The following is a 20,820-nucleotide window of genomic DNA, read 5'->3' on the forward strand; positions in this document are numbered from 1 at the left end:
GGGGCGCGGGGAACTGCGCGACCAGCCCCCACCGTCCCGCATCCGACCGACTACCTCTCCGGAGCCGGAACATGAGCAGCCGTAAAATCATCCGCGGCGGTCTCGTCATCACCGCATCCGACGAGATCCACGCCGACGTCCTGATCGAGGACGGCCGCATCGCCGCCCTCGCCGCCTCCGGCACCCCGGCCGCCGAGGCCTGGACCGACGGGCAGGTCATCGACGCCACCGGGAAGTACGTCATCCCGGGCGGGGTCGACGCCCACACCCACATGGAGCTGCCGTTCGGCGGCACCTTCGCCTCCGACACCTTCGAGACCGGCACCCGGGCCGCCGCCTGGGGCGGTACGACCACGATCGTCGACTTCGCGGTGCAGAGCGTCGGCCACACCCTGCGCGACGGCCTGGACGCCTGGCACGCCAAGGCGGAGGGCAACTGCGCGATCGACTACGGCTTCCACATGATCGTCTCCGATGTGAACGAGGAGACGCTCAAGGAGATGGACCACCTGGTGGAGGAGGGCGTCACCTCCTTCAAGCAGTTCATGGCCTACCCGGGGGTCTTCTACAGCGACGACGGCCAGATCCTGCGCGCCATGCAGCGCTCGGCCGACAACGGCGGCCTGATCATGATGCACGCCGAGAACGGCATCGCGATCGACGTCCTGGTGGAGCAGGCGCTGGCGCGCGGGGAGACGGATCCGAGGTACCACGGCGAGGTCCGCAAGGCCCTGCTGGAGGCCGAGGCCACCCATCGGGCGATCAAGCTCGCGCAGGTCGCCGGCGCGCCCCTGTACGTGGTGCACGTCTCGGCGATGGAGGCCGTCGCCGAGCTGGCCCGGGCCCGCGACGAGGGGCTGAACGTCTTCGGCGAGACCTGCCCGCAGTATCTGTTCCTGTCGACGGACAACCTCGCCGAGCCGGACTTCGAGGGCGCGAAGTACGTGTGCAGCACCCCGCTGCGGCCCAGGGAGCACCAGGCCAAGCTGTGGCAGGGCCTGCGCACCAACGACCTCCAGGTGGTCTCCACGGACCACTGCCCGTTCTGCTTCGTGGGCCAGAAGGAGCTGGGGCGCGGGGACTTCTCCAAGATCCCCAACGGTCTGCCGGGCGTCGAGAACCGGATGGACCTGCTCCACCAGGCCGTCGTCGACGGGCACATCTCGCGCCGCCGCTGGATCGAGATCGCCTGTGCCACCCCGGCCCGGATGTTCGGCATGTACCCGAAGAAGGGCACCATCGCCCCCGGCGCCGACGCGGACGTCGTGATCTACGACCCGCACACCGAGCAGACCGTCTCCGCCGAGACCCACCACATGAACGTCGACTACTCGGCGTACGAGGGCAAGCGCCTCACCGGCCGGGTCGAGACGGTCCTGTCGCGGGGCGAACTCGTCATCACCGGGCGGGAGTACACCGGACGCGCGGGTCACGGCGTCTACACCCCGCGCTCCACCTGTCAATACCTCACCTAGGAAGGGTGCCCATGGACTTCGGACTCGTCCTGCAGACCGACCCGCCGGCCTCGAAGGTCGTCGAGCTGATGCAACGCGCGGAGGAGAACGGCTTCACCTACGGCTGGACCTTCGACTCCGCCGTGCTGTGGCAGGAACCGTTCGTGATCTACAGCCAGATCCTGGCCGGCACCAGCAGGTTGACCGTCGGGCCGATGGTGACCAACCCGGGCACCCGCACCTGGGAGGTCACCGCCTCCACCTTCGCCACCCTCAACGACATGTTCGGCAACCGCACGGTCTGCGGTATCGGCCGCGGCGACTCCGCGATGCGGGTGGCGGGCCGCGCCCCGAACACCCTCGCCCGGATCAGCGAGGCCATGAAGGTCATCCGCGCCCTCGGCTCGGGCCAGGAGGCGGACCTCGGCGGCACGGTGGTCAGGTTCCCCTGGATCAAGGAGGGCGCGGAGCTTCCCGTCTGGATGGCCGCGTACGGGCCGAAGGCGCTGAAGATGACCGGCGAGGAGGCCGACGGGTTCATCCTCCAGCTCTCCGACCTGTACCTCACCGAGTACATGGTGAAGGCGGTCAAGGACGCGGCCGTCGCCGCCGGGCGCGACCCCGACGACGTCAAGATCTGCGTGGCCGCCCCCGCCTACGTCACCGACGACGACTCGCCCGAGGCGCTCGCCCACGCCCGCGACCAGTGCCGCTGGTTCGGCGGCATGGTCGGCAACCACGTCGCCGACCTGGTGTCCAAGTACGGTGCGCACTCCTCCCGGGTCCCCGAGGAACTCACCGACTACATCAAGGCCCGCGAGGGGTACGACTACTCCCACCACGGCCGCAGCGACAACCCCGACACCGCGTTCGTGCCCGACGAGATCGTCGACCGGTTCTGTGTCATCGGACCCGTCGAGAAGCACATCGAGAAGCTGAACGCCCTGCGCGAACTGGGCGTCGACCAGTTCGCCGTCTACGACATGCACGACGCGCGCGAGAAGGTCATCGACGCGTACGGCAGCACGGTCATCCCCGCCGTCAACGGCTGACCCCGCAACCGAGCACCTCCCCATCCCCCCACTCCAGTTCTCCCCTCCTCCACCGTCCTGGAGGAGGGGGCCGGAGACCCGCACGGCCTTTCCGGATCCGCCCCTCGTTTGATTGGCCTGCCCATGACCGACACCGCTCCCACGGCCATACCCGTGTCCGATCAAGTCACCCTCCCCGACGGGCGCGTGGAGTTCGCCCCGGGTGCCCCGCCGCCCAGCGGCCCCTACGCCAACGAGGACCTGCTGCCGGTTCCCGTCGAGAAGCGCACCTGGACCACGTACAACTTCTCCGCGCTGTGGGTCGGCATGGCCCACAACACGGCGTCGTGGACGCTCGCCTCCGGTCTGATCGCCGTCGGCATGGACTGGAAGCAGGCGGTGTTCACCATCGCCCTGGCCAATGTGATCGTGCTGGTCCCGATGCTGCTCACCGGGCACGCCGGACCGAAGTACGGCATCCCCTTCCCGGTCTTCGCGCGCGCCTCCTTCGGTATCCGCGGCGCCAACCTCCCCGCCGTCGTCCGGGCGTTGGTGGCCTGCGGCTGGTTCGGGATCCAGACCTGGATCGGCGGCGAGGCGATCTACTTCCTCGCCGGGAAGCTGATCGGCAACGGCTGGAGCGACGCCGGGACGATCGGCGGCCACCCCTGGACCATGTGGCTGTCGTTCGCGATCTTCTGGGCGATCCAGGTCGCCATCATCTACCGGGGCATGGAGACCATCCGCCGCTTCGAGAACTGGGCGGCGCCCTTCGTCATCGTCGGCGCGCTGGTCATGCTGATCTGGATGAGCAACAAGGCGGGCGGCTTCGGCCCGCTGCTCGACCAGCCGTCCAAGCTCGGCTGGGGCGGCGACTTCTGGAAGCTGTTCTGGCCGTCCCTCATGGGCATGATCGGCTTCTGGTCCACGCTGTCGCTGAACATCCCGGACTTCACCCGCTACGGCAAGTCCCAGAAGGCGCAGACCTGGGGCCAGGCGCTCGGTCTGCCCACGACCATGACGCTGTTCGCGCTGCTGTCGGTGCTGGTCACCTCCGGCTCGCAGGCCGTCTACGGCGAGACGATCTGGGACCCGGTCCAGCTCGCCGCCAAGACCGACAACGTCTTCGGGCTGCTGTTCGCGCTGGTGACCGTGCTGGTGGCGACCCTGTCGGTGAACATCGCGGCCAACCTGGTCTCGCCCGCGTTCGACTTCTCCAACGTGGCGCCGCGCAGGATCAGCTTCCGTACCGGCGCCCTCGCCACCTGTGTCATCGGGGTGCTGATCTTCCCCTGGAAGCTGTACTCCGACCCGCAGGGCTACATCTTCACCTGGCTCGGTCTGGTCGGCGGTCTGCTCGGCACGGTCGCCGGCATCCTCATCGCCGACTACTGGATCCTGCGCCGCGGCAGGCTCGACCTGAGCGACCTGTACCGGGCGGGCGGCCGCTACTGGTACGACGGCGGCTGGAACTGGCCCGCCGTGGTGGCCTTCCTGACGGGCGGCGTCCTCGCGATCGGCGGCGCCAGCTTCGAGCCGATCATCGACGGCCGGCCCATCGCGGCCCTCGAGCCCCTCGCCGACTACGGCTGGGCGGTCGGCCTCGGCACCTCGACCCTGGTGTACCTGGTCCTGATGACCGTCACCGGACGACGGGAGCGGAGCGCGGCCTGACCTGCGGCGCACGGCAACACGGAAACACGGCCACACGGCGACGGCCGGAGGATCCCGTCCGGGACTCCTCCGGCCGTCGCCGGGGCACGGGTCGCTCAGCCGGCGCTCTTCAGGAGCGCCGCCACGGCCTCCTTCGCCGCCTTGATCGCCCCCGTGTTGATCACGTCCGTGCCGGGGGCCTTCTTCGACTCGAAGTCACTGCCGTTGTAGGTGACGACGACCAGCGCGTTGGAGACCCGGGCGATGACGGTGCCCTCCCGGGTCTGCTGCTTGTCCTCCGTGGTCAGGTTCACCACCGAGTACCCGGCGTCGCCGAGGCCCGGCACATCGCCGCCGCCGCTCTTCTCCTTCAGCCGGTCCGCGTACGACGACCGCGCCGCGTCGTCCGAGTCCGTGATCTCGAAGGAGATGTCGAGCCAGCGGTAGTCGAACCCCTTGAGCGCGTTCCAGGAGCAGGTGCGGCGCAGCCTGGTGTCCGTGGAGGGGATCTCCTTGCCGGCCGTCTTGGCGCCCGGCACCAGCGAGGTGATCGTCTTGGCGGCCACGCTCGTGCACGGCGCGAGCGCGGCGTCGTACGTCTTGGACGCGGCGGTGTCGGACGAGCCGCCGTCGGCGGACTTCTTCTCGGACTGGGTCTGCTGGGTGTCCTTGGCCGCGGAGTCCTGGGCGTCGGCGTCCGGACCGGACGTCATCGCCCAGCCCGCGCAGGCCAGCACGACCACCGGGGTCAGACGGGCGGTGAGGGCGAGCGGCAGTGGGAGAGAACGCACGGCGCACTTTCGTGGGGGACGGTGCGGACAGCAGTCCGCAGTGCGGACAAGGACGCCAGTGTCACACGACTCCCTGTGGGGCGGAAGGGAAAACTCGCAGCGTGCGCGCGCGGTGACGAAGGGGCACGAGAAGACGCGCCCCTCCTGACATATCGTCGGATTTTTCGGGTGTGCGGGGATAAATTGGCACCACGACCAGTCACCTACGGAGAGCCATGCCCGAATCCGCCGCCCCCGAGGCCCGCGCCCTCACCCTGCTGGGCCGCCCCAAGCTGTGGCTGCTGCCCACGGTCCTGACCGGACTGCTCGCCCTGCTCCTGTCCCTCCTCTACATGGGCGGCATCGTCAACCCCAACGGCGACCTGCGCGACCTGCCCGTCGCCCTGGTCAACAGCGACACGGGCGCGCCGCCCGCCGGGCAGCGGCAGAACCTGGGCACCCAGGTCGCCGCCGCCGTCGCCGCCGACACCGCGGGCGGCTCGGTCGACTGGCGCCTCCTCAGCCGCGCCGAGGCGCAGGACGAACTGGACTCCGGGAAGGTGTACGGCGCGCTCGTCATCCCCGCGGACTTCACCGACTCCCTCACCGCGCTCACCACCACCCACGCCACCGTGCGGCCCACGCTCACCACCCTCACCAACCCCGGCAAGGGCAGCCTCGGCTCCTCCCTGGCGAGCCAGATCACCACCAAGGCCGCCCACCAGGTCTCCCTGACCATCGGCAAGCGGCTCACCGCCGCCGCCCCCGCCGCCGACTCCACGACCGCGCTGCTGCTCGCCGACCCCGTGAACGTCGTCACCCGGGTCGGGCACCCCATCGGCACCCACAGCGGTCTCGGCCTGACCGCCTTCTACTACACCCTGCTGCTCGTCCTCGCCGGCTTCATGGGCGGCAACGTCATCAGCAACGGCGTGGACACCGCCCTCGGTTACGCCGACAACGAGATCGGCCCCTGGCACACCCGCCGCCCCACCGTGCCGATCGACCGCACCCAGACCCTGCTGCTGAAGATGGCGATGACCGCCGGCATCACCCTCGTCAGCGTCTCCCTGGTGATGCTCGCCTGCGTGGCCGTCCTGGACATGGACGCCTCACACCTGCCGCTGCTGTGGATCTACTCCTACTGCGCGACCCTCGCGGTCGGCCTCGGCGTCCAGGCCATCAACGCGGCCTTCGGCGGCATCGGCCAGCTGGTGTCCATGTTCGTCTTCATCGTCCTCGGCCTGCCGTCCTCCGGTGCCACCGTCCCCCTCCAGGCGGTGCCCGACTTCTACCGCTTCCTTTCGCACTTCGAGCCCATGCGGCAGCTCAGCGACGGGGTCCGCGCCATCCTCTTCTTCGACGCGCGCGGCGACGCCGGACTGACCCGCTCCTGGATCATGATCGCGATCGGTACGGCCCTCGCCCTCGTCTTCGGCTTCGCGATGACCCGCTACTACGACCGCAAGGGCCACAAACGCCTCACCCCGCAGCCCGCTTGACGCACTCCCCGGCTGGACAGCCTGGAGAGATGAGCTTCACCACGCGGCCCACCCTCCAGGGCACCTTCGGCATGGTGTCGTCCACGCACTGGCTGGCCTCGCAGTCCGCGATGGCCGTCCTCGAGGACGGCGGCAACGCCTTCGACGCCGCCGTCGCCGGGGCGTTCGTCCTGCACGTCGTCGAACCGCACCTCAACGGCCCCGCCGGCGAGGTCCCGATCCTGCTCGCCCCGGCCGGCGGCGAGGTGCGGGTGCTGTGCGGGCAGGGCGTGGCACCGGCGGGCGCGACGGTCGCCCACCACCGGGGCCTCGGCCTGGACCTCGTCCCCGGCACCGGCCCGCTGGCCGCCGCCGTGCCCGGCGCGTTCGACGCCTGGATGGTCCTGCTGCGCGACCACGGCACCAAGGACCTCGCCGATGTCCTGAAGTACGCCGTCGGGTACGCCGAGCACGGGCACGCGCCCGTGGAGAACCTCGGCGCCGCCGTCGAGACGGTACGGGAACTGTTCGAGACGGAGTGGACCTCGTCGGCGGAGGTGTACCTGACCGGCGGCCGGGCGCCCCGGCCCGGCGCGCTCTTGCGCAACCCCGCCCTCGCCGCCACCTGGCAGCGGCTCCTCGCCGGGACCGCCGGGGCCGGGGGCCGCGAGGCGCGCATCGAGGCCGCGCGGGAGGTGTGGCGCACCGGCTTCATCGCCGAAGCGCTCGTCCGCCAGGCCGCCCGGCCCACCCTGGACACCAGCGGCGCCCACCACACCGGCACCCTCACCGCAGCCGACCTCGCCGGCTGGTCCGCGACCTACGAGACACCGGCGACGTACGACTGGAACGGCTGGACCCTGTGCAAGGCCGGCCCCTGGAGCCAGGGCCCGGTCTTCCTCCAGCAGCTCGCCCTGCTCCCGCCCGAACTGCCCGCGTACGGCTCCGCGGAGTACGTCCATCTGCTGGTCGAGGGCTGCAAGCTCGCCATGGCCGACCGCGAGGCCTGGTACGGCGACGCGGCCGAGGTCCCGCTGACCGACCTGCTCTCGGACGGCTACAACGCGGGGCGCCGCGCACTCGTCGGGGACAAGGCGTCCTACGAGCTGCGGCCGGGCAGCCCGGGCGGACGCGTCGCGCGGCTGAGCACGCACGCGTACACCGTCGTGGGCGACCGACCCGGCCATGACACGCCGGGGGCGGGGGAGCCGACGGTCGGGGCGGACGGGCTCACCCGGGGCGACACCTGCCACCTCGACGTCGTCGACCGCTGGGGCAACATGGTCGCGGCCACGCCCAGCGGCGGCTGGCTCCAGTCCAACCCGGTCGTCCCGGAGCTGGGCTTCCCGCTCGGCACACGGTTGCAGATGACCTGGCTGGAGGAGGGCCTGCCGAACTCCCTCACCCCCGGCCGCCGCCCCCGCACCACCCTCACCCCCTCCCTGGCCCTGCGCGACGGGGTGCCGGTGCTGGCCTTCGGCACCCCCGGCGGCGATCAGCAGGACCAGTGGCAGCTGCACTTCTTCCTCGCCGTCGCCCACCACGCGCGCGTGCGCGGCGGCCTCGACCTCCAGGGCGCGATCGACGCCCCGAACTGGCACAACGACTCCTTCCCGGGCTCCTTCTACCCGCGCGGCATGCGGCCCGGCAGTGTCACCGTCGAGTCGCGGACGCCGGCCGAGGTGGTGGAGGGGCTGCGGCGGCGCGGCCATGACGTGACCGTCGGCGCGCCCTGGTCCGAGGGCCGGCTGTGCGCCGTCGCCCGTGACCCGGCGACCGGGATCCTGTCGGCGGCGGCGAACCCGCGGGGGATGCAGGGGTACGCGGTGGGCCGCTGACGCCGGAGATGCTCCGGTGCGGGCCGCACCGGTTCTTCATCCCGATTCCGCCCGGAGTGCACCGGCGGGGTGGGGATTGTCAGTGGGGCGTGCTCTCATGGGAGGCATGATCGAAGACAAGGAACCCAGCGACGGCATGAACGGCATCGACGAGTTCCTCGCCCGTCACTCGGCCGACGTGGAGGAAGCGGTCCGCAAGGCCGCCGCGGCCGAGATCATGCCCCGCTTCCGGCAGCTCGCCGACCACGAGGTCGACCAGAAGAGCGGCCCCCACGACCTGGTGACCGACGCCGACCGGGGCGCCGAGCTGTTCCTCACCGGTGCCCTCGGCGCCCTGCTGCCCGGCTCGGTCGTCGTCGGTGAGGAGGCGGTCCACGCCGACCCGGCGTCGTACGGGGCCATACAGGGCGACGCGCCGGTGTGGATCGTCGACCCGGTCGACGGCACCCGCCAGTTCGTGCGCGGCGAGGAGGGCTTCTGCACCCTGGTCGCCCTCGCCCACCGCGGCGTCCTCCTCGCCTCCTGGACCTACGCCCCGGCCCGCGACCAGCTCGCCACCGCGGTGCGCGGCGGCGGCGCCTTCCTCGACGGCGAGCGGCTGTTCGCCGGACGGCCCGCCCCCGGCCGCGACCTGGTGGTGGCCACCTCCCACCCGGACTACACCACCGACGACCAGAAGCGCGCCCTGCTCGCCCTGCGCACGGACGGCGTGGCACCCCGCCCCTGCGGATCGGCCGGCCTGGAGTATCTCGCCCTGGCCCGGGGCGAGTTGGACGCGACCGCCTTCTCCTGGGAGGCGGCCTGGGACCACGCGGCCGGACTGCTGCTGGTCGAGGAGGCGGGCGGCGCCCACCTGACCCTCAGCGGCATGCCGTTCCGTATCACCGGGGGCAACTCCCTGCCCTTCACCGCCGCCCGCGACGCGGCCACGGCCCGCCGTGTGGCGGACCTGCTGGCGAGCGGACCGGCCACGACGGGCTGACCGCGGCGCCGGGGGCCCCGCGCATCGGGCTCGCGGCCGGCGGCGGGTGCCCTTCGGCGGGCTGTCGTACCCCCGGCATATCCTGATCCCGGAGGCCGCCGGGCTGCGGAGGCCGCCCGCTGACGAAGGGGTCGAAGTGCCGTCGATGCTCGATGCGGTCGTGGTGGGGGCGGGGCCCAACGGGCTCACCGCCGCAGTGGAGCTGGCCAGACGCGGCTTCTCCGTGGCGCTGTTCGAGGCGCGCGACACCGTGGGCGGGGGATGCCGCACCGAGGAACTCACCCTCCCCGGCTTCCGCCACGACCCCTGTGCCGCCGCCCACCCCCTCGGCATCAACTCACCGGCGTTCCGCGCCCTGCCCCTCCAGCGCTACGGCCTTCAGTGGCTGCACGCCGAACTGCCCATGGCGCACCCGTTCCCCGACGGCACCGCCGCCGTGCTGTCCCGCTCGGTCGCCGAGACCGCCGCCTCCTTCGGTCCGCGCGACGCGGGCACCTACCGCCGGCTCGTCGAGCCGTTCCTGCCCCACTGGGACACCCTCGTCCGCGACTTCATGTCGCTCCCGCTCACCGCGCTCCCGCGCGACCCGGTCACCCTGGCCCGGTTCGGCCTGGCCGGCCTGCCCCCCTCCACCTGGCTGATGCGCCGCTTCCGCGACGAACCGGCCAGGACCCTCTTCGCCGGACTCGTCGCCCATGTCATGGCCCCGCTCGGCGGCCTCGCCACCGGCGCCGTCGGCCTGGTCTTCGCCCTCGCCGCGCACGCCCGCGGCTGGCCGGTGGCCCGCGGCGGCTCCCAGGCGATCTCCGACGCCCTCGCCGCCTACCTCGAGGACCTCGGCGGCAGCGTCCACACCGACTACGAGGTCAAGCGCCTCGACGACCTGCCCCCGGCCCGCGCCTACGTCTTCGACACCACCCCCACCGCCCTCGCCCGTATCGCCGGCTTCGGCAGCCACTACGCACGCTTCCGCTACGGCGCCGCCGCCTTCAAGATCGACTACGCGCTCGACGGACCGGTCCCCTGGACCGCGCCCGAGGCACGGCTGGCCGGGACCGTGCAGATCGGCGCCGACAGCACCGAGATCCGCACCGCCCTGCGCGCCGCGTCCCAGGAGGGCCGGGCACCCGAGCGCCCCTTCCTGATCACGGTCCAGCCCGGCGTCGCCGACCCCACCCGCGCCCCGGCCGGCAAGCAGGTGTTCTGGGCCTACGGGCATGTGCCCAACGGCTGGACCGGCGACCTCACCGACGCCGTCGAACGCCAGCTGGAGCGGTTCGCCCCGGGATTCCGCGACCGCGTCCTCGCCCGCGCGATCGCCGGCCCGGCCGAACTCGCCGCCCGCAACGCCAACTACGTCGGCGGCGACATCGCCTCCGGCGCCGCCACCGGCCTCCAGCTCCTGCTGCGCCCCAAGCTCTCCCTGCGCCCGTACGCCACCCCGCACCCGGCCGTGTTCCTCTGTTCCTCGTCCACCCCGCCGGGCCCCGGCGTCCACGGCATGTCGGGCCACAACGCGGCGAAGGCCGTGTGGCGCAGGCTGCGCGCCCAGCCCTGACACCCGGGTGAAAAGGGCGGGCCGACCGGGGGGCCGGTTGATATACACAGCCATGACCCTCATCACGCTCGTCCAGGGCGACATCACCGGCCAGTCCGTGGACGCCCTCGTCAACGCGGCCAACTCCTCGCTCCTCGGCGGCGGCGGTGTCGACGGCGCCATCCACCGCCGGGGCGGCCCCGAGATCCTCGCCGAATGCCGGCGTCTGCGCGCCTCGCGGTACGGCAGGGGCCTGCCCACCGGCCAGGCGGTCGCCACCACGGCCGGCGAGCTGGACGCCCGCTGGGTCATCCACACCGTGGGCCCGGTCTGGCGGACGGGCGGCGGCGATGCCGCGCTTCTCGCCTCCTGCTACCGGGAGTCTCTGCGGGTGGCCGACGAGTTGGGCGCGCGGACGGTCGCCTTCCCGGCGATCTCGACCGGTGTGTACCGGTGGCCGATGGAGGACGCGGCTCGTGTTGCGGTGCAGACCGTGCGGAGCACACCGACAGCGGTCGAAGAGGTGCGGTTCGTCCTCTTCGACGACCGGGCGTACGACGCTTTCGTCCGGCAACTCGGCTGAGGGAACCACGGTGGGGCGAACCGGTCGGAGCTGACCGGCGGCGTGCAGGCACAGCGCCACGAGGCCGTCGAACTCCTCCTCACCGCCGCCCCCGGCGTCCGCGTCATCCTCGCCGCTCACCACCTCTTCATCCACCGCAACCCGCTGCCGCGACGCCTCGACCGCGCGCAACGGCTGCTGCCCCGCCCCCTCGCGGAGAACAGCGTCCACGTCGCCGTGGCCCTGGAGATCACACGGTGGCGGGCGTCGGCTTCGGTGCCCTTCTCGCACCACGGTTCCCCTCGCGGTGGAGACGGCGCGCGCCACACCGGGTGAGATGACACGCCGCCGGGAGGCCCAAGACACGGCTTCCGAAGAATTCGTGCATATCTTATGAAATATGACGAAATGCCATGTTCTCTACCTGGCGTGCACCGCCGCGATCGTCGGGACGGGGCTCGGTGCCGCCCCGGCGGCCGCCGGGCACCCCCACCACGTGACCCATGTGGTCCGGCAGGGACAATCCATCCAGAAGGCGGTGGACGCCGCCGCCCCCGGTGACACCGTGTACGTGACCGCCGGGACCTACCGCGAGAGCGTCACCGTCGCCACCGACGGGGTGACCCTGGCCGGCGGCCCCCGCGCCGTGCTGCGACCGGCCCCGGTCAAGAAGAAGGCCGTCGGCACCTGTGCCGCCGACGGCAACGGCATCTGTGTGACCGGCACCAAGGACCACAAGGTCAAGAACGTCACCGTCGCCGGACTGACCGTCACCGGCTTCACCAGGAACGGCGTGTACGCCACGGCCACCGACAAGCTGACCGTACGTCAGGTCACGGCCGAGAAGAACGGCGTCTGGGGCATCGCCACCGAGGCCTCCGAGCGCACGGTGCTGCGCGGCAACACCGCCCGCGACAACGGCGACGCCGGACTGTTCCTCGCCAACACCGTCAAGGAGGAGCAGGGTGCCACGGACACCCGGGGCACACAGGTTCTGGGCAACCGGCTGGAGGGCAACCGGATCGGTGTCACCGTCCGCCGGCTGCGCGACCTCACCGTCGCCCGCAACCAGATGACCGGCAACTGCGCGGCCGTCTTCGTCGTCGGCGACGAGAACAAGCCGAAGGCCGGCCGCGTCACCGTCCGCGACAACCGCATCGTCGCCAACAACAAGTCCTGCCCGAAGACCGCCCGGCTCGACGCCCTCCAGGGCACCGGCATCGTCCTGACCGGCGCCGAGGACAGTGTGATCACCCGCAACGTGATCCGCGACAACGCCGGCACCTCCTCGCTGTCCGGCGGCATCGTCCTGCTGAAGAGCTTCGTGGGCACCACCAGCGACCGGAACCGGATCAGTGACAACACACTGTCCGGCAACTCCCCGGCCGACCTCGTCGTCACCGACACCGAGGGCAAGGGCAACACCTTCGAGCGCAACTCCTGCAAGGCCTCCAAGCCCGCGGGTCTGTGCTGACGGGACACCCCGAGAGCACGAACAGGTCCATCAAGAAGAGGAAGGAAGGCGGCACATGACGACTGCTCAAAGCGCACCGCCCCCACCCATGCGGCTGCGGGAGCTCGTGTTCGGGGCGGCATGTGCCGCCGCCCTGCGTGCCTCGGCCCGGCTCGGCGTCGCCGACGCCCTCGGCGAGGCCCCCATGACCGTGGAGGACCTCGCCGCCGCGGTGAAGACCGAGCCGAAGCCGCTGCGCCGGCTGCTGCGCGCCCTGTCCTGCTACGGAGTCTTCGCCGAGTGCCCCGACGGCATGTTCACCCACACCGACATGTCCCGGCTGCTGCGCGAGGACGACCCGCACAGCCTGCGCAACATCGCCCTGTGGTGCACCGAACCCTGGACCTGGGACGCCTGGCCCAAGCTGGACGAGGCGGTGCGCACCGGCCACAACGTCGTGGAGGACCTCTACGGCAAGGAGTTCTTCACCTACCTCAACGAGGACGCCCCCGAGTCGGCCGAGGTCTTCAACCGGGCCATGACCACCTCCAGCGAGCAGTCGGCACGGGAGGTCGCCGCCCTGCTCGACCTGTCCGGCGCCGCCTCGGTCGCCGACATCGGCGGCGGCCAGGGCCATGTGGTGGCCAGCCTGCTCGACAAGTACCCGGCGATGCGGGGCACCCTGCTCGACCTGCCCCGGGTGGTCGACAACGCCGTACCCCGGCTGCGCGAGGGCGGCGACCTCGCGGACCGCGCCCGGATCGTCCCCGGTGACGTCCGCAAGGCCGTCCCCGTCAAGGCCGACGTCTACGTCATCAAGAACATCCTGGAGTGGGACGACGACTCCACCGCCAGGACCCTCGCCAACGTCATCGGGGCGGGCGGCCCCGGCACCCGGGTCGTCGTCATCGAGAACCTCGTCGACGACACCCCCTCCATGCGGTTCAGCACCGCCATGGACCTGCTGCTGCTCCTCAACGTCGGCGGGGCGAAGCACACCACCGAGAGCATGGTGAGCCGGCTCACCGAGGCGGGCCTGGTCATCGACGACATCCGGCCCGTCAACCCCTATCTGCACGCCTTCGACTGCCACGTACCGGACTGACGTCCCCGAACCACCGGTCGCCGGGTCCGCAGCGTCGCGGACCCGGCGACCGGTGACACCGGCGCGGACTCAGCCGGCCGGTTCGCGCTCCCAGAGGTAGAAGCGCTGCGCCATGGCGTCCTTCGGGGAACGCCAGGTCTCGGGGTCGTACGCGCTGACGTACGCCGTCAGCCGCTCGCTGACGTCCCGGAACTCGGGATGGTTCGTCACCTTGGCGATGGCCGGGCCGGGGTCGCGCTCCGACTCGATCAGATGCAGGTACACGTCGCCGAACTGGAAGAGGCTGCGCCGGACGACCCCGACGAGACGCGGCAGCTCTCCCCGGTCCGACTCCTCGAACACCTGGGCGATGCCGGGGGCGGAGCCCGGGGCCATACGGGCGACGATCAGGGCTTGGTGCATGGGGGAGTGTCCTCCGTCCGGCTCAGTCGGTCAGGCCCGGAGTGGTGCCGCGCTCCGCGGCGGCCTTCTCGATGCGGTCCCGGATCAGGGCCAGCTGGACCTTGGAGTTCCGGTTGATGTTGTCGGTCATCCACGCGTCGTCGACCGGCGCGTCCGGCTTCATCGCGAAGTCCTGCGTCCAGATCATCCGCACCCCGGCCGGCACCTCCTCGTACCGCCAGTGGATGTCCATGTGGGCGAACGGCCCCGTCTCCACCCGGCGGGCGCGGACGGTGAGCGTCTCACGGTTCGGCTCGCGCTCGGAGACCCAGCTCCAGACCTTGCCGTTGTCGTCCGGGTGCATGGTCAGCCGGAAGGTCGTCTTCCGGCCCTCGCGGGAGAGGATCTCCACGGACGCGTACTCGCTGAACAGCCGCGGCCAGTTCTCCAGGTCGTTGGTCATGTCCCAGACCAGGTCCAGCGGAGCGCCGATCGTGATCTCGTTCTGTGTGTGTCCGGTCATGGCGTCACGCCCCCGCCGGCAGCGCGCTGTTGACCCGGTCGAGGAACTCCCGGGGCGTCCGGCAGGCCTCCATGTCCAGGTCCAGGGGCGTGCCGAAGCGGTTCTCCAGCTCGCCCACGATGCCGAGCATGCCGAGCGAGTCGATGCCCAGCTCGCCGAACTCGCCGTCCGCGTGCTCCTTGAGCCGCTCCGGCGTCACGGTGATCCCGGCGGCCTTCTTCATCAGGCCGGCGAGTTCGTCCAGGGTGATGCGGTCACTCATGCGATACCTCTCCTTCGTGCTGTGCCGCGCCCCGCTACGAGGCGTGGTCGGCGCCGTGCCGCAGCACCAGCGCCGAGTTCGACCCCATGAGGCCCCGGCTGAGGACCAGCGCCGTACGCATCTGTGCGGCACGGGCGCGTCCGGTCACCAGGTCGAGGTCATGGCAGATGTCGAAGACATGGGGGGTGGGCGGGATCAGACCGTGCTCCATCGCCAGCACCGCGGCCGCCGTGTCCAGCACCGGTGCCCCGCCGAAGGCCCGGCCGATACCGGTCTTCGGCGCCGTCACCGGCACCCTGCGGCCGTGCGCGCCGAGCGCGTCGGCGATCGCCAGTGCCTCCGCCCGGTCCGCCTCCGGCACACCGAGGGCGTCGGCGAAGACCACGTCGATCTCCTCCGGGGCACAGCCCGCCTCGTCCAGGGCGCCCCGGATGGCCTGGGCGAGCCCCTCGCGGGACTCCGCCCAGCGGGCGGCGCCGGTGAACGTCGCCGCGTGCCCGTCCAGCGTGGCCCGCACCCGGGCCCCCCGCTCCCGCGCCGAGGCCTGCGCCTCCACGACGAGCATGGCGCCGCCCTCGGCGGGTACGAACCCGCACGCCGAGGCGGTGAACGGACGGTAGGCGCGGTCCGGTTCCGCCACGGTGCTCAGCGCGTCGTAACCGAGCTGGCAGACCATCGAGTACGGGGCGAGCGGGGCCTCGGTCGAGCCGGTCACCAGCACATCGGTGCCGCGCCGCACCGCCCGCGCCGCGTGCGCGAGGGCGTCCAGGCCGCCCGCCTCGTCCGAGGCGACCACCGAGCAGGGCCCCTTGAAGCCGCGGCGGATGGAGATCTGGCCGGTGCTCGCCGCGTAGAACCAGGCGATCGACTGGTACGGCCCGACGAACCGGCTGCCCTTGCCCCACAGCTGCTGGAGCTCGCGCTGCCCGAACTCGCCGCCGCCGCTGGCGGCCGCGGTGACCACGCCCACCGAGTAGGGGGCCTCGGCGGTGTCGGCCTGGCCGAGCCCGGCGTCGTCCAGCGCGAGATCGGCGGCGGCCATCGCGAAGTGCGTGAACCGGTCCGTCTGGACGAGGAAACGCTCCTCCACGGTGGCCGCCGCGTCGAAGTCCCGGACCTCGCCGGCCACCCGCAGCGGCAGGTGCTCGCACCCTTCGCGGGTGACCCGGTCCAGGACGCTGATGCCTTCCTGCGTGGCCTTCCAGAAGGCCTGGGTGCTGGTTCCGTTCGGCGCGACGACACCGATTCCGGTGACGGCCGCGCGCCGTGGACGCGGTTCGCTCATCATGTCCTCTCCCTCGGCCGGGTCAGGACCACCGCGGACTGGAACCCGCCGAACCCGCTGCCCACGGAGAGCACGCTGTTCAGTGTCCGTTCGCGCGCGACCCGCGGCACGTAGTCGAGGTCGCACTCGGGGTCGGGGGTCTCGTAGTTCGCGGTGGGCGGTACCACCTGGTGGGCCATGGCCAGGACACAGGCGACGACCTCGATCGCGCCGATCGCGCCGAGCGAGTGACCCACCATCGACTTGATGGAGCTCATGGGGGTGGCGTACGCGTGCTGCCCCAGGGCCCGCTTCACGGCGGCCGTCTCATGACGGTCGTTCTGCAGGGTGCCCGACCCGTGCGCGTTGACGTAGTCGATGGCCGTGGGGTCGAGCCGGGCGTGGTCGAGGGCGAAGTCGATCGCCCGGGCCATCTCCAGGCCTTCCTTGGTCAGGCCCGTCATGTGGTACGCGTTGCCGAAGGTGGCGTAGCCGCCCAGCTCGCAGTACACCCGCGCACCACGGGCCTTGGCGTGTTCCAGCTCCTCCAGGACGAGGACGGCGCCGCCCTCGCCCATCACGAAGCCGTTGCGGTCGGCGTCGAAGGGGCGGGAGGCGTGGGCGGGGTCGTCGTTGTTCGGCGACGTCGCCTTGATCGCGTCGAAGCAGGCCATGGTGATCGGGGAGATCGGCGAGTCCGACGCGCCGGCTATGCAGACGTCGGCCCGGCCCTCCTCGATCGTGTGGAAGGCGTACCCGACGGCGTCCAGCCCCGAGGTGCAGCCGGTGGAGACGGTCTGCACCGGGCCGCGCGCCTCGAACCGCTCGGCCACGGTGGCCGCGAGCGTGGCGGGCGTGAACGCGCGGTGCAGTTCCGGCTCCGCGCGCCCCTGGTCGACGTCCCAGCGCTGTCCGTGATGGCTGACCAGGACGTAGTCGTGCTCCAGCCGGGTGGTGCCGCCGACCGCGGTGCCCAGCGACACCCCGACCCGCCAGGGGTTCTCCCGGGCGAGGTCGAGGCCCGCGTCGCGCACCGCCTCCTCCCCGGCGACCAGCGCGAACTGTATGTACCGGTCGCTGCGGGCGACCTCCTCGGCGGCCAGCCCCGAGGCCGCCGGGTCGAAGTCGCACTCGGCGGCGATCCGCGACCTGAGGCCGGCCGGATCGAAGAAGGTGATGCCCCGGGTCGCGGTCCGCCCGTGCGAGAGCAGGTCCCAGAACGCCGGTGCGCCGATGCCGCCGGGTGCGACCACGCCTATGCCGGTGACCGCCACCCGCCTGCTCATGAGACGACCTCGGCGGTCTCCTCGGTGTCGACGTGACCGAGCGGCGGGCTCGGGGCCAGCGGCCCCAGGTGGAAGACGATCCGCGCCTCCACCTTGCCGACATTGCGGAAGCGGTGCTTCATGTGCATGGGGATCAGCAGGCCCTGCTCCGGCTGGAGCGGGACGGGCTCGCCGTCCAGGTCGACCTCCAGCTGTCCGCACAGGACGTACACGAACTCCTCGGAGTACGGGTGGTAGTGCTCGCCGATGCGGTCGCCGGGCTGGATGAGGGCCACGCCCATGAAACCGCTGGTGGAGCCGACCGTGGCCGGGGTGAGCATGGCGCGCAGGTCGCCGCCGCGCCGGGTGTTGGGCTCGACCTCGCTGAGATCCACGACTCTGGGACGGGAATTGATCACGACGTTGCTCCGATCGTGTGCTGTGCTGTGCCGAAGGGCGGGTGCGGGGACGGATCAGGCGCCGGGCGAGCGGCGGTCGGTGACGAGGGCCATCCGGGTGGGCCCGGCGGCACCCTTGGCGGCGCGGCCGTCCAGCAGCCGCTTCAGCTCGGCCGCCTTCGGGGACAGCGCGGGGTCGTCGGCGCGGACACCGTGCCGTACGTCCACCAGGCGCACCACGACGTCGTCGCGCTGGAAGATCGTGCTGCTCAGCACCGGGCACTTCGGGTCGTCCGCGGCCGCCTCGTCCTGCTCGGCCAGCAGCCGGGCCAGCTCCAGGCCGTGGCCGGCCTTCGCCGGGTAGTACAGGGCGTGCCGCTCGGCCTTCGGGTCCTCCTGGTCCGCCGCCACGTGATGGACGGCGGGCAGCGCCGCCCGGGTGAAGAAGACCCGCGCGGAGTCCGGGTCGTCGAGGTCCCGGTCCTGCTCCAGATACGGGTTGATGGCCTCTTCGACGGCCCGCACCTCGGGCTGCCGGGCGACATGGCGCAGCGCGGCCATCAGGTCGCCCCGCACCTCGACGGCCCGCACCACCCGGTTGCCGTGCATGAACAGGGACGTACGGCACAGCCGGGTGGTCTCGTCGACCTTCGGCTCGGGCGAGGCGTAGTCGGCGAGGATCTTCGCCACGGCCTCCTCGCTGCCGGGCTTCACGGTGAAGGTGAGCGCGTGCCGGATCACGCCGTCCCCCATCCGGGGCGCCGTCTGCAGGCTGCGCGCGGTGGCCGACGCCGGGCCACCGGTCTCCCGTACGACGTGGAAGCGCAGGCTGCGGGTGTCGCGGACACAGCTGTGCAGCGGCTTGACCATCTCCACGTGCTCCTCGCTGTTCACCCAGGTGAGGAACGGCGGGGCGCTCTCCCACTCGCTGGTGATCAGCCACTGGGAGGGGTTCTCGATCGACTGGCAGAGCTGGTCGCTGACATGGCCGGGGACGGAGGCGACCTGGTTGCAGAGCTGCTCGTAGGCCTCCAGGAACTGCTGCTGGGCGCCGTCGTGGACGTCCACGAGCAGAACGACCCGGAGCCGGGAGCCGTCGAACACGGACTGGGAGACCCGCTGCGACACACGGCGGGTCAGCGGGGCGGAGGCGGGAGCGGACGTGGTGGTCATGCGGGGCACATCTCCTTCGTGGTGGGCGTGACTCGATCGTGGGCCGCTCCCTGCGGGCGCGCGATTCGGTGGGGACTACGCGGGTGACCGCTCACCCCTGGGGGTGAAGGTTCGGTGACGGATCATCGGAGATGGGCGAAGACGACCAGGTTGTCCTCGTAGTCCTTGGCCGAGTGGTCGTAGGTGCCGGCGCAGGTGATGAGCCGGGCCTCGGCCCGGGGCGTGTCGGCGTAGACCCGCTCGCTGGGGAAGTCGTCCTTGGCGAACGTCTCGGTGTCGTCGACCTCGAAGTGCGCGACGCTCCGGTCCGCGCGCACGACGTCGAAGACATCGCCCTTCTTCAGGTACTGCAACCCGACGAAGACGGCGGCGGAGGTCTTGGTGTCCACGTGACCGGCGATGATCGCGGTGCCCGTCTCGCCGGGGGAGGGGCCGGCGGCGTGCCATCCGACGAGGTTGGTGTCGTTCGGGGGCGGGGCCTGGAGCTGGCCCTCGGCGTTGAGGGAGAGGTCCGTGAAGGGGGCGTCGACCGAGATCCGGGGGATGCGCAGCCGGACCGGCCGGGAGCGGGGCAGATGCCGGCCCACCGGCCGGCCGGCGCCCGCGGCGGCGGGGGCGGAGGACCGCGGCGGCGCCGAGGAGGGCGAGGTCCCGGGGACCTGGGGTGCCTGCCGGGCCTGCGGCGGGACCGAGGAGGAGCCGGAGGACGACGCGTCGTTGCCGCCGATCAGGCTCACCGCCAGGATCAGCAGCGCCACGGCGCACAGCACGGTCAGCGTCGAGCGGGACTCCTGGCCGTCCGGCTCGTCGGCGGGGGAGGGAGGGGGGACTGCCATCGGGTAACACCTCGGACAGGGCAGGTCTGCGGAGCGGACGGGGCGGGGCCGGGAACCGGCCGGGCGGCCGCCACACGATGCACCGGTGGCGGCCGCGGCTCTATCGCGTCCGGCATGGTCAGGCCAGGCCGTGTGCCGACTTCTTGCGGCGCACGCCGTACAGACCGGCTCCGGCGACCGCGAGGACGGCCAGACCGCCCGCGGTCACGCCAGGCGCGGCCAGGGCACCACCGCCGGTGTGCACACCGCCGTGGGGCTTGTCCTTGCCGCTCCAGGAGTCCTCACCGTCCTCCTTGCTCCAGGAGGAGTCGTCCTTGCTCCAGGAGCTCTCCTTCGACGAGTCGTCCTTGCTCCAGGACTCCTCCTTGGAGCCGTCCTCCTTGCTCCACTCCTTGGCGCCCTTCTCGTGGCCGTCGGTCACGAGGGTCAGGGCGCCGCCGCCGGTGTGCACGCCGCCGTGCGGCTTGCCGTAGTCCTTGTCGTGCTCCTTGCCGGAGTCCTCCTCCTTGCTCCACGAGGAGTCGTCCTTGCTGTAGCCGGAGTCCTCCTTCGTCGACGACTCGTCCTTCTTGCTGTAGGACGAGTCGCCCTTCTCCCAGTCGCCGTCGGCCGCGTAGGCGCCGGGCGCGGTGAGGGCGAGGACGGCCGAGGCCGCCGCGCTGGCCAGGATGATGCGAGCAGAACGCATGTGCGGGGATCCTTCCTTCCGCCATGACCGGGCAGCTGGTGCTTCGTCAGCTGAGATGAACCGGCCCTGACGTGATCCACCGTCAGTCACGTCGGCGCCCCCCACCACTCGGGGCGGTCACGCGGGTGAACGGGCCCCGCCAAAAGAGTCGGCCGGCAGCACGG

At 71.8% G+C, this 20,820-nt stretch carries 21 protein-coding genes; 11 read left to right on the forward strand and 10 right to left on the reverse strand.

Annotated elements, in window-relative coordinates; all coding sequences use genetic code 11:
* Positions 1-71 precede the first annotated feature (71 nt).
* The 3 genes from hydA to AQJ64_RS02605 all read left to right on the forward strand — a co-directional run bounded on the left by hydA (position 72) and on the right by AQJ64_RS02605 (position 4,159).
* Entirely contained in the window at positions 72-1,475 is a 1,404-nt protein-coding gene (gene hydA, locus AQJ64_RS02595; protein ID WP_055638347.1) for a dihydropyrimidinase, read from the forward strand.
* Positions 1,476-1,486: 11 nt separating this feature from the next.
* On the forward strand, positions 1,487-2,506 hold the full coding sequence (locus tag AQJ64_RS02600) for a TIGR03842 family LLM class F420-dependent oxidoreductase (RefSeq protein ID WP_059202369.1): 1,020 nt from the start codon (positions 1,487-1,489) through the stop codon (positions 2,504-2,506).
* Positions 2,507-2,629: 123 nt separating this feature from the next.
* Positions 2,630-4,159, forward strand: coding sequence for an NCS1 family nucleobase:cation symporter-1 (locus AQJ64_RS02605; RefSeq protein ID WP_055637072.1), 1,530 nt, complete (start codon positions 2,630-2,632; stop codon positions 4,157-4,159).
* A gap of 95 nt (positions 4,160-4,254) precedes the next feature.
* Here AQJ64_RS02605 and AQJ64_RS02610 read toward each other — a convergent pair whose 3' ends face one another.
* Complete coding sequence (locus AQJ64_RS02610) at positions 4,255-4,929, reverse strand: hypothetical protein (protein ID WP_055637071.1); 675 nt, start codon at positions 4,927-4,929, stop codon at positions 4,255-4,257.
* A 215-nt stretch (positions 4,930-5,144) separates the two neighbouring features.
* On the opposite strand from AQJ64_RS02610, the gene AQJ64_RS02615 reads away from it, so the two are divergent.
* The 8 genes from AQJ64_RS02615 (at position 5,145) to AQJ64_RS02650 (ending at position 13,866) form a co-directional block, all read left to right on the forward strand.
* Positions 5,145-6,410 carry a DUF3533 domain-containing protein gene (locus AQJ64_RS02615; protein WP_055637070.1) on the forward strand — a complete coding sequence of 422 codons (1,266 nt, stop codon included), beginning with the start codon at positions 5,145-5,147 and terminating at the stop codon, positions 6,408-6,410.
* Between the two features lie 29 nt (positions 6,411-6,439).
* A complete protein-coding gene (locus AQJ64_RS02620) occupies positions 6,440-8,227 on the forward strand; it encodes a gamma-glutamyltransferase family protein (protein ID WP_059202370.1) in 1,788 nt (595 codons plus the stop codon).
* A 106-nt stretch (positions 8,228-8,333) separates the two neighbouring features.
* Positions 8,334-9,209, forward strand: coding sequence for an inositol monophosphatase family protein (locus AQJ64_RS02625; protein WP_055639030.1), 876 nt, complete (start codon positions 8,334-8,336; stop codon positions 9,207-9,209).
* A gap of 145 nt (positions 9,210-9,354) precedes the next feature.
* Positions 9,355-10,767: a phytoene desaturase family protein gene (locus AQJ64_RS02630; protein ID WP_059202410.1), complete on the forward strand. Its 1,413-nt coding sequence runs from the start codon at positions 9,355-9,357 to the stop codon at positions 10,765-10,767.
* 52 nt (positions 10,768-10,819) lie between these two features.
* Complete coding sequence (locus AQJ64_RS02635) at positions 10,820-11,329, forward strand: O-acetyl-ADP-ribose deacetylase (protein ID WP_055637465.1); 510 nt, start codon at positions 10,820-10,822, stop codon at positions 11,327-11,329.
* A gap of 42 nt (positions 11,330-11,371) precedes the next feature.
* Positions 11,372-11,644 (forward strand): helix-turn-helix domain-containing protein, encoded by a 273-nt coding sequence (locus AQJ64_RS02640; protein WP_055637466.1) that lies wholly within the window; start codon positions 11,372-11,374, stop codon positions 11,642-11,644.
* 64 nt (positions 11,645-11,708) lie between these two features.
* A complete protein-coding gene (locus tag AQJ64_RS02645; protein ID WP_055637467.1) occupies positions 11,709-12,782 on the forward strand; it encodes a right-handed parallel beta-helix repeat-containing protein in 1,074 nt (357 codons plus the stop codon).
* A gap of 55 nt (positions 12,783-12,837) precedes the next feature.
* Positions 12,838-13,866, forward strand: a complete 1,029-nt coding sequence (locus AQJ64_RS02650; protein WP_055637468.1) for a methyltransferase — start codon at positions 12,838-12,840, stop codon at positions 13,864-13,866.
* A 69-nt stretch (positions 13,867-13,935) separates the two neighbouring features.
* Here AQJ64_RS02650 and AQJ64_RS02655 read toward each other — a convergent pair whose 3' ends face one another.
* The 9 genes from AQJ64_RS02655 to AQJ64_RS02695 all read right to left on the reverse strand — a co-directional run bounded on the left by AQJ64_RS02655 (position 13,936) and on the right by AQJ64_RS02695 (position 20,656).
* On the reverse strand, positions 13,936-14,268 hold the full coding sequence (locus AQJ64_RS02655) for a TcmI family type II polyketide cyclase (RefSeq protein ID WP_055637469.1): 333 nt from the start codon (positions 14,266-14,268) through the stop codon (positions 13,936-13,938).
* A 22-nt stretch (positions 14,269-14,290) separates the two neighbouring features.
* Complete coding sequence (locus AQJ64_RS02660; RefSeq protein ID WP_055637470.1) at positions 14,291-14,770, reverse strand: SRPBCC family protein; 480 nt, start codon at positions 14,768-14,770, stop codon at positions 14,291-14,293.
* 4 nt (positions 14,771-14,774) lie between these two features.
* Complete coding sequence (locus tag AQJ64_RS02665) at positions 14,775-15,032, reverse strand: acyl carrier protein (protein ID WP_055637471.1); 258 nt, start codon at positions 15,030-15,032, stop codon at positions 14,775-14,777.
* Positions 15,033-15,066: 34 nt separating this feature from the next.
* On the reverse strand, positions 15,067-16,317 hold the full coding sequence (locus AQJ64_RS02670; RefSeq protein ID WP_055637472.1) for a ketosynthase chain-length factor: 1,251 nt from the start codon (positions 16,315-16,317) through the stop codon (positions 15,067-15,069).
* Complete coding sequence (locus tag AQJ64_RS02675) at positions 16,317-17,582, reverse strand: beta-ketoacyl-[acyl-carrier-protein] synthase family protein (RefSeq protein WP_055637473.1); 1,266 nt, start codon at positions 17,580-17,582, stop codon at positions 16,317-16,319. Before AQJ64_RS02675 ends, AQJ64_RS02670 begins: the two co-directional genes overlap by 1 nt.
* Positions 17,579-17,980: a cupin domain-containing protein gene (locus AQJ64_RS02680; protein WP_055637474.1), complete on the reverse strand. Its 402-nt coding sequence runs from the start codon at positions 17,978-17,980 to the stop codon at positions 17,579-17,581. The genes AQJ64_RS02675 and AQJ64_RS02680 overlap by 4 nt, the downstream gene beginning before the upstream one ends.
* A gap of 54 nt (positions 17,981-18,034) precedes the next feature.
* Positions 18,035-19,132 carry a SchA/CurD-like domain-containing protein gene (locus AQJ64_RS02685; RefSeq protein WP_055637475.1) on the reverse strand — a complete coding sequence of 366 codons (1,098 nt, stop codon included), beginning with the start codon at positions 19,130-19,132 and terminating at the stop codon, positions 18,035-18,037.
* 122 nt (positions 19,133-19,254) lie between these two features.
* Positions 19,255-19,968 (reverse strand): class F sortase, encoded by a 714-nt coding sequence (locus AQJ64_RS02690; RefSeq protein ID WP_055637476.1) that lies wholly within the window; start codon positions 19,966-19,968, stop codon positions 19,255-19,257.
* A gap of 118 nt (positions 19,969-20,086) precedes the next feature.
* On the reverse strand, positions 20,087-20,656 hold the full coding sequence (locus AQJ64_RS02695; protein WP_055637477.1) for a hypothetical protein: 570 nt from the start codon (positions 20,654-20,656) through the stop codon (positions 20,087-20,089).
* Positions 20,657-20,820: the final 164 nt, after the last annotated feature.

It is taken from the genome of Streptomyces griseoruber (assembly GCF_001514205.1).
Lineage (GTDB): Bacteria > Actinomycetota > Actinomycetes > Streptomycetales > Streptomycetaceae > Streptomyces > Streptomyces griseoruber.

Excerpts from the sequence above, each read along its gene's own strand:
- hydA (WP_055638347.1), top strand. The coding sequence starts at position 72 with ATGAGCAGCCGTAAAATCATCCGCGGCGGTCTCGTCATCACCGCATCC.
- AQJ64_RS02600 (WP_059202369.1), top strand. The coding sequence starts at position 1,487 with ATGGACTTCGGACTCGTCCTGCAGACCGACCCGCCGGCCTCGAAGGTC.
- AQJ64_RS02605 (WP_055637072.1), top strand. The coding sequence starts at position 2,630 with ATGACCGACACCGCTCCCACGGCCATACCCGTGTCCGATCAAGTCACC.
- AQJ64_RS02615 (WP_055637070.1), top strand. The coding sequence starts at position 5,145 with ATGCCCGAATCCGCCGCCCCCGAGGCCCGCGCCCTCACCCTGCTGGGC.
- AQJ64_RS02620 (WP_059202370.1), top strand. The coding sequence starts at position 6,440 with ATGAGCTTCACCACGCGGCCCACCCTCCAGGGCACCTTCGGCATGGTG.
- AQJ64_RS02625 (WP_055639030.1), top strand. The coding sequence starts at position 8,334 with ATGATCGAAGACAAGGAACCCAGCGACGGCATGAACGGCATCGACGAG.
- AQJ64_RS02630 (WP_059202410.1), top strand. The coding sequence starts at position 9,355 with ATGCTCGATGCGGTCGTGGTGGGGGCGGGGCCCAACGGGCTCACCGCC.
- AQJ64_RS02635 (WP_055637465.1), top strand. The coding sequence starts at position 10,820 with ATGACCCTCATCACGCTCGTCCAGGGCGACATCACCGGCCAGTCCGTG.
- AQJ64_RS02645 (WP_055637467.1), top strand. The coding sequence starts at position 11,709 with ATGACGAAATGCCATGTTCTCTACCTGGCGTGCACCGCCGCGATCGTC.
- AQJ64_RS02650 (WP_055637468.1), top strand. The coding sequence starts at position 12,838 with ATGACGACTGCTCAAAGCGCACCGCCCCCACCCATGCGGCTGCGGGAG.
- AQJ64_RS02655 (WP_055637469.1), bottom strand. The coding sequence starts at position 14,268 with ATGCACCAAGCCCTGATCGTCGCCCGTATGGCCCCGGGCTCCGCCCCC.
- AQJ64_RS02660 (WP_055637470.1), bottom strand. The coding sequence starts at position 14,770 with ATGACCGGACACACACAGAACGAGATCACGATCGGCGCTCCGCTGGAC.
- AQJ64_RS02665 (WP_055637471.1), bottom strand. The coding sequence starts at position 15,032 with ATGAGTGACCGCATCACCCTGGACGAACTCGCCGGCCTGATGAAGAAG.
- AQJ64_RS02670 (WP_055637472.1), bottom strand. The coding sequence starts at position 16,317 with ATGAGCGAACCGCGTCCACGGCGCGCGGCCGTCACCGGAATCGGTGTC.
- AQJ64_RS02675 (WP_055637473.1), bottom strand. The coding sequence starts at position 17,582 with ATGAGCAGGCGGGTGGCGGTCACCGGCATAGGCGTGGTCGCACCCGGC.
- AQJ64_RS02685 (WP_055637475.1), bottom strand. The coding sequence starts at position 19,132 with ATGACCACCACGTCCGCTCCCGCCTCCGCCCCGCTGACCCGCCGTGTG.
- AQJ64_RS02690 (WP_055637476.1), bottom strand. The coding sequence starts at position 19,968 with ATGGCAGTCCCCCCTCCCTCCCCCGCCGACGAGCCGGACGGCCAGGAG.
- AQJ64_RS02695 (WP_055637477.1), bottom strand. The coding sequence starts at position 20,656 with ATGCGTTCTGCTCGCATCATCCTGGCCAGCGCGGCGGCCTCGGCCGTC.